Source organism: Bacillota bacterium (genome assembly GCA_013177945.1).
Taxonomy (GTDB): Bacteria; Bacillota; DSM-12270; order Thermacetogeniales; family Thermacetogeniaceae; genus Ch130.
In genome coordinates this window covers 117464-130795 of record JABLXW010000008.1, presented here as the reverse complement: position 1 = coordinate 130795, position 13332 = coordinate 117464, and the positions used below count along the sequence as shown (strand labels likewise).

Here is a 13332-nt window from a genome sequence, read left to right as displayed (position 1 = left end):
ATGAATTATGTTCTGGCTGTGGACCTGGGCGGCACGAAAATCTATTCTGCCCTCGTGGGCCCCGGGGATCGGATTATCAACAGGGACGTCCGGCCAACGGAGGCAGCCCGGGGGAAAGACAGGGTAGTTGCCAACATTCTGGCAAGTCTGGAGGCGGTCTTGCCCCCAGGGGCGCGGCAGGAAGGCAGGATCGCGGGAATCGGGGTGGGTGCACCCGGCCCCCTTGACCCCCGCACCGGCCGGATTTTTTTTGCTCCCAACTTGCAGTGGCACGATGTCAACCTGAAGGAAATCCTCCAGAGCACGCTGGGGCTTCCCGTTTTCCTGGAGAACGACGCCAATCTCGCAGCCCTTGGAGAACACCTTTACGGAGCGGGGCAGGGCTACGAGGACCTTGTTTTTATTACGGTAAGCACCGGAGTCGGCGGCGGGTTGATTCTGAGAGGCGACATCTATTCTGGCGCCTTCGGAGGGGCGGGCGAGATCGGGCACCTGGTGGTGGAGCCCGGCGGGCCTCTTTGCTCCTGCGGAAACCGGGGGTGCCTGGAGGCGGTTGCCTCAGGGCGCGCCCTGAGGAAAAAGGCGCTTGAGCTGATTGCGGCCGGAAAGGGGCGCAGGATCTTCGAACTGGCGGGGGGAGACCCGGAGGCGGTTGATGCCCCTGTGGTCGCGCAGGCCGCGCACGCCGGCGATCCCGAGGCGCGCGAGCTGCTGGCCGGGGCCGGCCGCTACCTGGGACTGGCGATCGGAAACATTGCCAACCTTCTCAATCCCCCGCTCTTCGTCATCGGGGGAGGTGTGGCGCGGGGTGCGGGGGGGCTTCTGCTGGGCCCCGCCCGCGCGGAGGCGAGGCAGCATGTTTTTCCCGCCCTCCGGGATTTTTTAAAAATCGTTCCCGGCGCCCTGCGCGGGCGGGCCGGAGTGCTCGGGGCGGCGGCCTATGCGCGCCGAAAACTTGGATTGAGAGAGGGGCTGGAGTATGGACCGCGAGCTTAAAGTAATCCTGGACGATTCCGAAACCCTGCGGGAAAGAGATCCCGGGGGAATGCTGGAAACCCTGGCGGGCCTGCCCGAGCAGTGCGAGGAAGCCTTCAGGCTGGGGGAGGAAACCCCTCTTCCCGTCTTGAAAAAAGAACCGCGCCTTGTGGTGATGGCAGGCCTGGGCGGCTCCGCCATCGGAGGGGACCTGGTCCGGGCGGTGGCGGCGCGGGAGGCCAGGATCCCTGTCCTGGTCTGCCGGGATTACACCCTGCCTGCTTTTGTCAGCGAAGAGAGCCTCGTTTTCCTGACCAGCTACTCCGGGAATACGGAAGAAACCCTGAGCGCTTACGAAGCGGCCGGAGCGAGGGGGGCGGCCAGGATCGCGATCACGACAGGAGGGAAGCTGGCGGAGCGCGCCCGAGAGGACGGCGTTCCCGTTGTTCGTGTGCCTGCAGGACTGCCTCCGCGCTCCGCGCTGGGCTACCTGTTTTTGCCCGCACTCCTGATGCTGGGCCGCCTGGGCCTTGTACCGCCTCCTGAAGACGGCGAACTTGTGGGGGTGCTCCGGAAGCTGCGGGAGGAGCTGGCGCCCGCCTCCCCCCGCGAGAGCAACCGGGCAAAGGACCTGGCCCTGCACCTTTACGGAAAGATCCCGGTGATTTACGGCGCCGCCCATACCACGGAGGTGGCCGCCGCCCGCTGGAAGGGCCAGTTCAACGAGAACACCAAGTGCCCCGCCTACTGGAATGCTTTCCCCGAAATGAACCACAATGAAGTCGTCGGTTTTGAGGCTCCTCCCGAAGCCCTGCGCGCCCTGTCTTTAATTTTCCTGCGCGACCCGGGGGATCACCCGCGTGTTCAGGCCCGGATGGAAATCACAAAGCGCCTTTTGAAGGACCGGGTGGCCGGGATCCACGAGTTCTGGGGAAGGGGCTCCTCGCTGCTGGTCAGGCTCTTTTCCCTGATCTATCTGGGAGATTACACGAGCGTTTACCTGGCCCTGCTCTACGGAATTGACCCGAAGCCTGTTGCGGTTATCGACTACCTCAAGCAGGAGCTGGCCCGGCTTGCCTGAAAGCTTTTTGAAGGAGGTCACCTGTTGGCGGTTAAAAAAGTGATTTTGCTGGTGATCGACGGGATGGATACCGTTAACTTTACGATGGCCGATACTCCGGTCATGAGCGGGATCCACGGGAGGACGGCGGTCGGGGTCGCCCACACCGAAATCATCGGTGCGGGAGCCGCCCTGACCCCGATCGCCCATGCCATGATGGGAACGGGAAGCCCCGATGTGGTGGCTTTGAGGCCCGGCCTGGAGAACCCGGGAAAGTGCTATAATTATTACGGGGAAGTTGTGGAAACGGTAGGGGATGTGGCGCGGGCGGCGGGGCTTGCCACCGCCGCCGTCGGGAAAAATGAGGCCGCCGTGGTTTTGGGGGGAACGGAGGGGCTTACCTTCTGCCGCCTGGAGATGGAGGGGGTCAACGCCTCCGATGACGTCCTCCTGGTGCAGGAGATCCTCGGGATCCTGGACAGGATGGATGAAGGGATCCTGGTCGCGACCTACGGCGGGGTGGACCTGGCGGGCCACCGGAAAAATGTCTCAGGCTTAATTGAAGCCGTGGAAAGGGCGGACCGGATGGTAGGGTGCATTCTGGAAGGGGTGGATCCGGCCGAGACCCTGGTGATCATTGCGGCAGACCACGGGACAAATCCCCTGACGGGCCGGCACAACACCTCACCCACCCCCTTGTGTTTGATCTCCTGTGAGATCTCCGGCCGGGTCAACCTGGGTGTGGTCCACAACCTGGAAATCGCGGCAACGATCGCAGGGGCGCTGGGGCTCAGGCTCCCGGCGCGGGCGGTGGGGAGAGACCTGGGGAGCCTCGCCCGGCGGGTGGCCTGCGGGGATGCGGTGGAACTGAACTACCAGGAGGAATTGAACCGCCAGCTTGCCGAGTTTTACCGGCGCCAGCCCCGCCGCCACGAGCTGGTCCAGAGACCCCTGCGCAGCCAGTGAAAAACCGGAGGAAGGTGAAGCCAGTGGTGGAGACGGGGGACATTCGTCTGGTGATCGTTACCGGACTTTCAGGAGCGGGAAAGACCCAGGCGGTCAGGTGTTTGGAGGACCTGGGTTTTTTTTGTGTTGACAACCTGCCGCCTATGTTGATCCCGAAGTTTACAGAACTCTGCCGGCAGTCAGGGGGCAAGGTGAAGCGGATTGCCCTCGTTATTGACGTGCGCGGCGGAGAATTTTTCAATTCTTTAAGTGAAGAGTTGAAGAACCTGGCGAAGAAAGGGATGAGATACGAAATTCTGTTTCTCGAAGCAACCGATGAGGCCCTGGTGCGCCGCTACAAGGAGACCCGCCGGCAGCACCCGCTCGGAGAGGAGGGTTCCGTGCTGGCGGCAATTCGCGCCGAAAGGGTGCGGCTCCAGGAACTCCGGGGGATGGCCCACATCATTCTTGATACCTCAGAAATGTCTCCCCGGGACCTGAAAGAAAACCTGACCCGGATTTTCGGGGTTTCAAACAGCTCCCTGCACCTCACGGTGACCATCCTTTCCTTCGGCTACAAGTACGGAATCCCCCTTGATGCGGATCTGGTTATCGATGTCCGGTTCCTCCCCAACCCGAATTATGTGGAGAACCTGAAGCCCTTAACCGGGCTGGATGCGCCGGTGTCGGAGTTTGTGCTGGGCGCCCCGGTGACAAAGAGCTTCCTGCGGCGCTTTTCCAGCCTCTTGAAGTTTCTGCTTCCCTACTATATAAAAGAAGGAAAAACCCATCTCGTAACCGCAATCGGCTGCACCGGCGGGCAGCACCGGTCTGTGGCCGTCAGTGAGCGCCTTGCCCGCCTGCTCGGGCGCGACTACCAGGTGCGGGTGTACCACCGTGATCTCCACAGGGCGCGGGTGGTGGAATCCGCGTGAATCTGCAGGATGTGAAAAAGCTGCTGGGGCAGTTGTACCGCCGCCAGTTTTTGAGGCGCGGCCCCCGCATCGTGGCCATCGGAGGCGGCACCGGACTGCCCGTCCTCCTGCGGGGTTTGAAGGAATACACCGAAAACCTCACGGCAATCGTCACCGTTGCCGATGATGGGGGAAGCTCCGGAAGGCTGCGGGGAGAATTCGGGATTCTTCCGCCGGGAGATATCCGGAACTGCCTGGTGGCCCTGGCGGAAACGGAAACCCTGATGGATAAGCTGTTCTGCTACCGTTTCGGGCAGGGGGCAGGCCTGGCGGGGCACAGCCTGGGGAATCTGCTGATCACCGCGCTTGTGGATATCCTGGGCGATTTTCAAACTGCCATCAAAGAGGTCAGCAAGGTTCTCAAGGTGCGGGGGCAGGTCCTTCCGTCCACCCTGCGGCAGGTTGTTCTGCATGCGGAGCTTGAGGATGGAACGACCGTGAGCGGAGAAAGCAAAATTTCGCAGAGCCGCGCTCCGCTGAAGCGGGTTTACATCACCCCCGGGGAGTGCGCTCCTGTTCCCGAGGCCCTGAAGGCGATTGGCCAGGCAGACCTGATTTTGCTGGGCCCGGGGAGTTTGTTTACAAGTGTTCTGCCCAATTTGCTGGTGCAGGAGATTGCGGCTGCCGTAAAGGCGGCCCCGGCTGTGAAGTGCTACATCTGCAACATTATGACCCAGCCCGGGGAAACGACCGGGTTTAAAGCCTCCGACCACCTGCGGGCGCTTTATGAACATGTGGGGCCCGGCTGGATCGACTATATTGTCGTGAATACCCGGCAGGTGACGCCTGCGCTGCGGGAGAAGTACGCCCGCGAGGGGGCGGCGCTGGTTGTGGTTGATGACCACAACCTCGCCCGAATGGGAGTCAGGGTAATCAAGGCCGACCTTCTGGAGGAAGCGTTAAGGGAAACGGAACCTGTCAGGCACGACCCTGGCAAATTAGCCCGGACGGTAATCCGTCTGGTTTGCAAAAGGTGAGAGCCATGTCCTTTTCCGTTCAGGTCAAACAGGAGGCAGCCCGGGTCCTTCCGGCATCTCCCTGCTGCTGGCGCGCCGAGCTGGCCGCCCTGGCGCTCACTGCAGGGAGCCTCTGCCTGGGGTCGCCCGAAAACGCCCTGGTGATTACAACAGAGAGCCCGGCAGTTGCCCGGAAAGTCTTCAGGCTCTCCAAGCAGTTGGGGTGGGATCGGAGCGTTGCCGTCCGCCGGTGCAGCAGGCCGCGTCACCACCACCTTTTTGTGATCCGGCTTCCCCTCCGGCAGAACGGTTTGTTTATCCTGCAGGAGCTCGGGTTTGCCAGCCGCAAAAACAGGTTGAAGGAGCACCTGGACCTCCGTTTGTGGGACCGGAGCTGCTGCCGCCGTGCCTTTCTGCGGGGGTGCTTTCTCGGTAGCGGATACTTCAGCAAACCGGATCACTCCTACCACCTGGAGTTTCTTCTGGATACTGCAGAGGGAGCCGAAGAGGTGAAAAGGGCGCTCGCGCGGTTCGGCTTGACTCCTGGGCAGCGGGAGCGGAAGGGCAGCTTTGGGATTTACCTCAAAGAAGCGGATCAGGTGGGCGAGTTTCTGCGCATTATCGGGGCGACCCGGGCGGTGCTCGAGTTCGAAAACAGCCGGATCTTGAAAGAGATGCGGAATCATGTGAACAGGCTGGTGAACTGCGAGACCGCCAACCTCGCGAAAACGGTGGAGGCCGGCCTCAGGCAGGTGGAAATGATCAAACAGCTGGCGGCTCACGGGGGGCTTTCCTCTTTGCCGCCGCATCTGCGTGACCTTGCCGAGCTCCGGCTGGTTTACCCTGACGCGAGCTTTAGAGAACTCGGCAGGCTCCTTTCCCCTCCGGTGAGCAAGTCCGGAGTCAACCACCGCTTTCGGGAACTGCGCCGGATCGCAGACCGGGTTTTGAACCAGGAAACCGGCCCGGAAGCCCGGCTGAACATCCTGAAAAAATAACCAGGGGGTAGTCTCCATGCTTTGGCGTTTTCTCCGGAAATATTTTTTGACCGGGCTATTGGTTCTTTTGCCGCTCATCATTACCGGTTATGTGCTCGCCTTTTCCTTCAACCTGGTGGATGGAATTCTCCGCAATTTCATCCAGCTCCTGACGGGCCGCACGATACCAGGGGCCGGCTTCCTGATCATGATCGTCCTGGTTTTTCTTGCGGGCCTCTTCGGAACCAATGTAGTGGGGAGGAAGCTCCTGGCGTGGGGCGAGGAGGTGCTGCGGCGGATTCCGGTTGTCAAGAGCATTTACACCGCAACGAAGCAGGTAATGGAGGCCTTTGCCCTGCAGCGGCGGGAAGCCTTTCAGCGGGTTGTTTTGCTTGAATACCCCCGGCGCGGCCTCTATTCCCTCGGTTTCATCACAGGGGAGGCGCCGGCCGAGGTGAAGGGGAGGATTAAAAAGGACCTTTTAAATGTTTATCTTCCTGCCACCCCTCCTACAGCCGGGGTTTTTTTAATTGCCCCCCGGGAGGAGCTGATTTTTCTTGAGATGAGCGTAGAGGAGGGGTTGAAGCTGCTTGTTTCCGGCGGGATTATCACCTCAGCCCCCTCTTACCGGAACCGGCGCCCGGGAGGGGCGGGGGATGGCCTCCCTGCCCCCCGGCGGGAGAGCCCGAGGCCCCGTTGAGTATCATTGCCCGGCTGGCAGCATAGGATGTTAAAAAGGAGCAGGAATTGCCGGAGATTGGTCGAATTTAAGAAGGAGAGGGTTAGGGGGAGGGTGTCAGATGCGTTTAGGTTATGGAATCAATCTTGAACAATCCCAGAAGCTGGTTATGACACCGGAGCTCCGGCAGGCGATTACCGTTCTCCAGCTTTCCGCAGCGGACCTGGTCCAGTACATCGAGAATGCCATGCTCGAAAATCCACTCCTGGAGGTCCGGGACGAATCTGAGCCCGAAGAGGAGATCGGGTCGGAACCCGCAGGGGATGATTTTACCCGGGACTGGTGCGAGTACCTGGCAGAGTACGGTCAGGTCGACCGGTCCTTTGACCGGGCCTGGGCGGATCAGGAAGATGATGATGCTTACAACTTCGAGCACTTTGTCGCCCAGGCACCGAGCCTTCATGAGCACCTTACTCTCCAGCTCCATCTTTCCCTCTCCGAGCCCTGGGAGCGGGAAATCGGGGAGTTTTTAATCGGAAACATTAACGACCGGGGTTATCTCCAGATCAGCCTGGAGGAGGTCCAGAAGGCGTGCGGGTATCCGGTTTCGGAAATTGAGCGCATCCTCAAGGTCATCCAGTCCTTCGATCCACCTGGGGTGGGAGCGCGCGACCTTGCCGAGTGCCTCCTGATTCAGCTCGAGCAGCGCGGCCTGCGGACTCCGGTTATGGAGAAGCTGGTGCGCTTTTTCCTGGGCGATCTCGCGCGGGGGAAGCTGGCCAAGATCGCGGCGGCCCTGGGCCTGACGGTGCAGGAGGTCCAGCTGAAGGCCGACCTGATCAAGAGCCTGGATCCCAAGCCGGGCCGGAACTTTTCCAGGCCGGGGGATGTCCGCTACATTGTCCCGGATGTGATCGTGGAAAAGGTCGACGGGGAGTTCATCGTCCTGGTCAACGACGTTTCGGTGCCCCGCCTGATCATCAATAAGACCTACCAGACTCTCCTGAGACAGCGGGACACCTGTGATCCCGCCACCGCGCAGTTCATCGAGAACAAGCTGAAGGCGGCGGTCTGGCTGATCCGCAGCATCGAGCAGCGGCGCCTGACCCTTTACCGCGTGGTAAAGTGCATCGTCGATTCCCAGCGGGAGTTTTTGGAGCGGGGGATCAAGTACCTGAAGCCCCTTACCCTCAAGCAGATCGCCCGGGTGGCGGAACTGCACGAGTCCACCGTAAGCCGGGCGATTGCCAACAAGTACATCCAGACCCCGCAGGGTGTTTTCGATTTAAAGTTTTTCTTCTCAAGCGGTGTGGAAAATGTTGTGGCCGGGGAGATGGTTGCTGCCGAGAGCATCAAGCGCATTTTAAAGGAATTGGTCGAGAACGAAGACGCCACAAGGCCTTACAGCGACCAGCACCTCTGTGAGCTTTTGCGGGAAAGGGGAATCCGGATCGCCCGCCGGACGGTGGCGAAGTACAGGCAGGAAATCGGAATCCCTCCTGTGCGGCAGAGAAAGCGCTACCGTTAACCCCCGCCTCGACCGAACCAGGATTAAATCTCTCCCGAACTCGGGGTTATACCCCGGCAGGTCTCATCAGCTGCTGGTTCCGCACCGGATGTCCCCGAAAGCCACTTCAAGCGCAGGGGGACCTTGGGGTGGCGAGTGCCGGTTGAGCCTGGCGGCACTTTGCTCCTGTTCCCCGTCCGCTCCACCAGTTTGCCAGTCGCGCCCTCCTGGAGACTGGCAGTCCGGCCTGCGCGGCTGTTCCCAGAGATGCAACAACGGGTTGACTCTCCGCATGGAGAGCTTGTTTCTTTATGGCCGCTTTTTTCTCGAAACCCTTAATTGGGTTGCATTTCCAGCTAAATCTTATGTATAATAAGATTAAATATGATGTCTCAAATGAGCAAATGAAAGGATTTATTGTGCCGGAAGCTGCGGGTTTAACATGCTCCCCGGGAAAACCGTTCAGGTTCCCCCAGTTTCTTATAGATTCTGTCCGAACTCGGAATACTATACTAAGGCGGCTGAGATGTAAAAATCTTTTTTGAGGCCTGGATGCCTGGCGGCTTGCAAGTTTTCTTTAATTTTTTCAAAGGGAGGTTCGGCCGATGGCAGTTAAAGTGGGGATTAACGGTTTTGGGAGAATCGGGAGGCTGGTCTTGCGGGCGGCTCTGGAGAACCCGGAGCTCGAAATCGTCGCGTTAAACGACCTCACGGATGCCCGAACCAATGCCCACCTCTTCAAGTACGACTCCGTTCACGGAGTCTTCCGGGGGACGGTGGAGGCAGCGGATGGCGAAATCGTTGTGAACGGCAAAAAAATTAAGGTTTTTGCAGAGAAGGACCCCAAAAATCTGCCCTGGCGGGATTTGGGGGTTGAGATCGTTGTGGAGGCAACGGGAGTCTTCACCGATGGGGAAAAGGCTTCAGGCCACCTGGCTGCCGGCGCCAAAAAGGTCCTCATCACCGCTCCCGCGAAGAACGAAGACATCACCATCGTGATGGGGGTGAATGAGCACCGCTACGATCCTGCCCGGCACCACATCATTTCCAACGCCTCCTGCACCACCAACTGCCTGGCTCCGGTTGTCAAGGTCCTGCATGAGCGCTTTGTTGTGAAGCGGGGTTTGATGACCACAACCCACTCTTACACCAACGACCAGCGCGTCCTTGATCTGGCCCACCGCGACCTGCGCCGGGCGCGCGCCGCCGCCCTTTCCATGATTCCCACCACAACAGGAGCGGCGAAGGCGGTGACCCTCGTCCTTCCGGAGTTGAAAGGGAAGCTGACGGGGATCGCAGTCCGCGTCCCGACGCCCAACGTTTCGCTGGTCGATTTCGTCGCCGAGGTGGAGAAGCCCGCCTCCGTCGAAGCGGTGAACGCCGCCTTCAAAGAGGCTGCTGAGGGAAGCCTGAAGGGGATCCTGGCATACACCGAGGAGCCTCTTGTTTCGCGGGACTTCAACGGGGATTCCCACTCGGCAATCGTGGATGGCCCCTGCACCCTGGTAATGGAGGAGACGATGGTGAAGGTCTTCGCCTGGTATGACAATGAATGGGGCTACTCCTGCCGGGTGGTGGACTGCGCCTGTTTCATTGCCCGGAAGGGGCTTTAATCGGCCGGTCAGCAGGAAGCCCGGCGAAAAATTTCTGGAAAGGCGGGGATTGAATGAGTCCGCAAACAGGTAAAACCGTCGGCCTGAAGGATAAATTCAACATCAAGAGCATCAGGGACCTCGATGTGGAGGGCAGGAGGGTGCTGGTCCGGGTTGATTTCAACGTCCCCCTGGATGAGGCCGGGAAGATCACCGACGATACCCGAATCGCCGCGACCCTTCCGACGATCCGCTACCTGCTGGAGCGGGGGGCAAAGGTCATTTTGATGAGCCACCTGGGCAGGCCCAAGGGAAAGGTTGTCGAAAAGCTCCGGATGAACGAGGTGGCGCGCAGGCTGGGGGAAATGCTGGGCCGGGAAGTGCAGAAGGTCGATGACTGCGTGGGGCCTGCCGTTGAAGAGGCCGTGGCGCGGCTCCGTCCGGGAGAAGTCCTGCTCCTGGAAAACCTCCGCTTCCATCCCGGGGAAGAGGCCAACGACCGGGAGTTTGCGAAGAAACTTGCCTCCCTCGCGGACGTCTACGTTAACGACGCCTTTGGTACGGCGCACCGCGCCCATGCCTCGACGGCCGGGGTTGCGGAGTTTCTCCCTGCGGCAGCAGGGTTTTTGATGGAAAAGGAGGTCAGCGCCCTGGGGCGCATTTTGACCGATCCCGCCCATCCCTTTGCGGCGGTGTTAGGGGGGGCAAAGATTGCCGATAAAATCGGGGTTCTGGAAAATCTTCTCGGCAAGGTGGACCAGCTTCTGCTGGGAGGCGGGATGGCGAACACCTTCCTGCGGGCCGAGGGGTACGAACTGGGAGATTCTCTGGTTGATGAGGAAAACGTCGGGTTCGCGCGGGAGTTTCTCAAGCGCGCCCGCGCCCGGGGGGTGGCTGTGGAGCTCCCGGTGGACCTGGTGATCTCCCGGGACGGGGCCGGCGAGATCAGGGTTGTTGCGCCGGGAGAGGTGCCTGCCGGGTGGCGCGCCCTTGACATCGGCCCCCGGACGACGGAGCGCTTCACGCAGCTGATTCAAAAGGCGAGGACCGTTTTCTGGAACGGCCCCCTGGGCGTCTTCGAGCGGGAGGAGTTCGCCCGCGGGAGCGAGGCGATCGCGCGCGCCCTGGCCAGGCCCGATTTGATCTCTGTGGTCGGCGGGGGAGATACGCTGGCCGTTCTGGAAAAAACGGGAGTGATCGATCAGGTTACCCATGCTTCGACCGGGGGAGGCGCCTCTCTGGAGTTTCTCGAAGGAAAAGAGCTGCCCGGTGTTGCCGTCCTTGCGAGAAGCTGAACTGAATCCCGAACCCAAGAAGGGAGCAGGAGAAGTGGAAGGATCAGGCAGGGTAACGTTAGTGGCCGGCAACTGGAAGATGTATAAAACACCCGACGAAGCGGCGGCCTTTGCCTCCCTGCTGCGGGAGAAGGTGGTTCCGGGCGGGGTTGAAGTGGTGGTCTGCCCCTCCTTTCCGGCCATTCCGGCCGTCGCCCGGGTGCTTGCGGGAAGCGCAATCGGGTGGGGCGCCCAGAACATGCACTGGGCGCCCGAAGGGGCATACACCGGGGAGGTTTCCGCCCCCATGCTCTGCGCCCTGGGCTGCCGGTACGTGATTCTGGGGCACTCGGAGCGCCGCAAGCACTTTGGAGAGAGCGATGAGATGATCCGGATGAAGCTTGAAGCCGCCCTTTCCTGCGGCCTCCGCCCCATCTTCTGCCTGGGGGAGGACCTTGCGGCCAGGGAGGCCGGGGAGGCGGAAGCCTTCTGCCTCCGGCAGCTGCGTGCCGGACTGGCGGGGTTGAGGATAGAAGATCCCGCCGGCCTGGTTGTTGCCTACGAACCGGTCTGGGCGATCGGCACCGGAAAAACCGCAACACCTGCGGATGCGGCTGCGGTGGTCCGGGTTTTGCGCCAGGAGCTGGGGCGGCTCTTCGGCGCCTCCTTCGCCGGCCGGGTTCGCTTCCTTTACGGGGGAAGCATGACGCCAGAGCATATCGTTCCCTTTATGGAGGAGGAGGAAATTGACGGGGTGCTGGTGGGAGGAGCAAGCTTAAAGGTGGACTCTTTCGTCGAGATTATCCGCGGCGCCGCGGTGGCAAGGGGGCAGACAGTTTGAAGCACCCGCTGGCTCTCATCATTCTGGACGGTTGGGGGTGCGCCGGGGAGGCGAGGGGGAATGCCGTTTGCCTCGCCCGGACCCCTAACTTCTGCTATTACCAGGAAAATTATCCTGCCACGACCCTCGCCGCCTCGGGGGAGGCGGTCGGCCTCCCGGAGGGGCAGATGGGAAACTCGGAGGTGGGGCACCTCAACATCGGGGCGGGCCGGGTGGTCTACCAGGACATCACCAGGATCAGCAGGGCGATCCGGACGGGGGAATTTTTCAGGAACTCGGTGCTCGTTGAAGCGATGGAAAAGGCAAAAGATGCCTCTCTCCACCTTTTCGGTCTGGTTTCCGATGGGGGCGTCCACAGCCACCTCACCCACCTCTTCGCCCTCCTGGAGATGGCGCAGCGCCACCGGCTTTCCCGGGTCTTCATCCACGCCTTTCTGGACGGGCGGGATGTCCCTCCCATGAGCGCGAAGGAGTACCTCCAGGCTGTAGAGAAAAAGTGCCGGGAGCTGGGGACCGGCGTCATCGCCACGGTCATGGGCCGGTACTACGCGATGGACCGCGACAAACGCTGGGACCGGGTGGAAAAGGCCTTCGAGGCGATTGTTTACGGAAAAGGGGAAAAGGCCACCCTTCCCCAGGCCGCCCTGGAAAGGTCCTACGAGGCGGGAGTTACCGACGAGTTTGTGGTGCCGACGGTGATCGTTGACGCTCAGGGGAACCCGAAGGGGAAGGCAAGGCCCGGGGATGTTGTGATTTTCTACAACTTCCGGGCCGACCGGGCGCGGGAGCTCACGCGGGCCTTCACGGACAGGGAGTTTGAGGGATTCACCAGGAAAAAGGGGTATCCCGGTGTTCACTTCGTCTGCATGACCCAGTACGATGTGACGATTCCGGCGCCGGTTGCCTTTCCGCCCCAGAGCCTGAAAAACACCCTGGGCGAGGTTCTCGCCGCGCACGGTTTGAGGCAGCTGCGGATTGCCGAAACGGAGAAATACGCCCACGTCACCTTCTTTTTCAACGGGGGGGTTGAAGCGCCCAACCCCGGAGAGGACCGGATTCTGATACCCTCCCCCAGGGTGGCAACCTACGACCTGAAGCCCGAGATGAGCGCCCGCGAGGTGACGGAGGCGGTGCTTGCGGAGATTAAAAAGGACAGGTACGATGTCATTATTTTGAACTACGCCAACCCCGACATGGTCGGCCACACGGGGGTCCTGGAGGCGGCGGTGAAGGCGCTTGAAGTTGTGGACGAGTGCCTGGGGCGGGTGGTGACCGCAGTGCTGGGGAAGGAGGGCGTTGCCCTGATTACTTCGGATCACGGCAACGCCGAGCAGATGCTGGAGGGGGACGGTGAAGAGCCCCACACCGCCCACACCACCAATGAAGTTCCCCTGATCCTGGTAGGGGAAAGGTACCGGGGGTGTCTTTTGCGGGAGGGGGGCGCCCTCGAGGATCTCGCCCCGACGATTTTGGAGATCTTGGGAATTCCCAAACCTCCGGAAATGACCGGGCATTCTCTGCTTTTGCCTTTGAGGGCAAATGTTTAACAAGG

The 13332-nt window shown here is 61.0% G+C and carries 12 protein-coding genes; all 12 read left to right on the top strand.

Features of this window, described 5'->3' with window-relative positions; all coding sequences use genetic code 11:
* The 12 genes from HPY58_05585 to HPY58_05530 all read left to right on the top strand — a co-directional run bounded on the left by HPY58_05585 (position 1) and on the right by HPY58_05530 (position 13327).
* Positions 1–996 (top strand): ROK family protein, encoded by a 996-nt coding sequence (locus HPY58_05585; protein NPV29127.1) that lies wholly within the window; start codon positions 1–3, stop codon positions 994–996.
* Positions 997–1000: 4 nt separating this feature from the next.
* Positions 1001–2056 carry a bifunctional phosphoglucose/phosphomannose isomerase gene (locus HPY58_05580; protein NPV29126.1) on the top strand — a complete coding sequence of 352 codons (1056 nt, stop codon included), beginning with the start codon at positions 1001–1003 and terminating at the stop codon, positions 2054–2056.
* Between the two features lie 24 nt (positions 2057–2080).
* On the top strand, positions 2081–3001 hold the full coding sequence (locus tag HPY58_05575) for a hypothetical protein (protein ID NPV29125.1): 921 nt from the start codon (positions 2081–2083) through the stop codon (positions 2999–3001).
* A gap of 41 nt (positions 3002–3042) precedes the next feature.
* Entirely contained in the window at positions 3043–3915 is an 873-nt protein-coding gene (gene rapZ, locus HPY58_05570; GenBank protein NPV29124.1) for an RNase adapter RapZ, read from the top strand.
* Complete coding sequence (locus tag HPY58_05565) at positions 3912–4931, top strand: YvcK family protein (protein ID NPV29123.1); 1020 nt, start codon at positions 3912–3914, stop codon at positions 4929–4931. The genes rapZ and HPY58_05565 overlap by 4 nt, the downstream gene beginning before the upstream one ends.
* Before the next feature lie 5 nt (positions 4932–4936).
* Positions 4937–5908 (top strand): DNA-binding protein WhiA, encoded by a 972-nt coding sequence (whiA, locus tag HPY58_05560; GenBank protein ID NPV29122.1) that lies wholly within the window; start codon positions 4937–4939, stop codon positions 5906–5908.
* A gap of 16 nt (positions 5909–5924) precedes the next feature.
* Positions 5925–6587, top strand: a complete 663-nt coding sequence (locus HPY58_05555; GenBank protein ID NPV29121.1) for a DUF502 domain-containing protein — start codon at positions 5925–5927, stop codon at positions 6585–6587.
* Positions 6588–6687: 100 nt separating this feature from the next.
* The gene (rpoN, locus tag HPY58_05550; GenBank protein NPV29120.1) at positions 6688–8094 is read left to right on the top strand and encodes an RNA polymerase factor sigma-54; all 1407 of its coding nucleotides are present in this window, start codon (positions 6688–6690) and stop codon (positions 8092–8094) included.
* 584 nt (positions 8095–8678) lie between these two features.
* A complete protein-coding gene (gene gap, locus HPY58_05545; protein ID NPV29119.1) occupies positions 8679–9686 on the top strand; it encodes a type I glyceraldehyde-3-phosphate dehydrogenase in 1008 nt (335 codons plus the stop codon).
* A gap of 53 nt (positions 9687–9739) precedes the next feature.
* Positions 9740–10960 (top strand): phosphoglycerate kinase, encoded by a 1221-nt coding sequence (locus HPY58_05540; GenBank protein NPV29118.1) that lies wholly within the window; start codon positions 9740–9742, stop codon positions 10958–10960.
* Positions 10878–11780, top strand: a complete 903-nt coding sequence (locus tag HPY58_05535) for a triose-phosphate isomerase (protein ID NPV29117.1) — start codon at positions 10878–10880, stop codon at positions 11778–11780. Before HPY58_05540 ends, HPY58_05535 begins: the two co-directional genes overlap by 83 nt.
* Positions 11777–13327, top strand: a complete 1551-nt coding sequence (locus HPY58_05530; protein ID NPV29116.1) for a 2,3-bisphosphoglycerate-independent phosphoglycerate mutase — start codon at positions 11777–11779, stop codon at positions 13325–13327. Before HPY58_05535 ends, HPY58_05530 begins: the two co-directional genes overlap by 4 nt.
* The last annotated feature ends 5 nt before the right edge of the window (positions 13328–13332 follow it).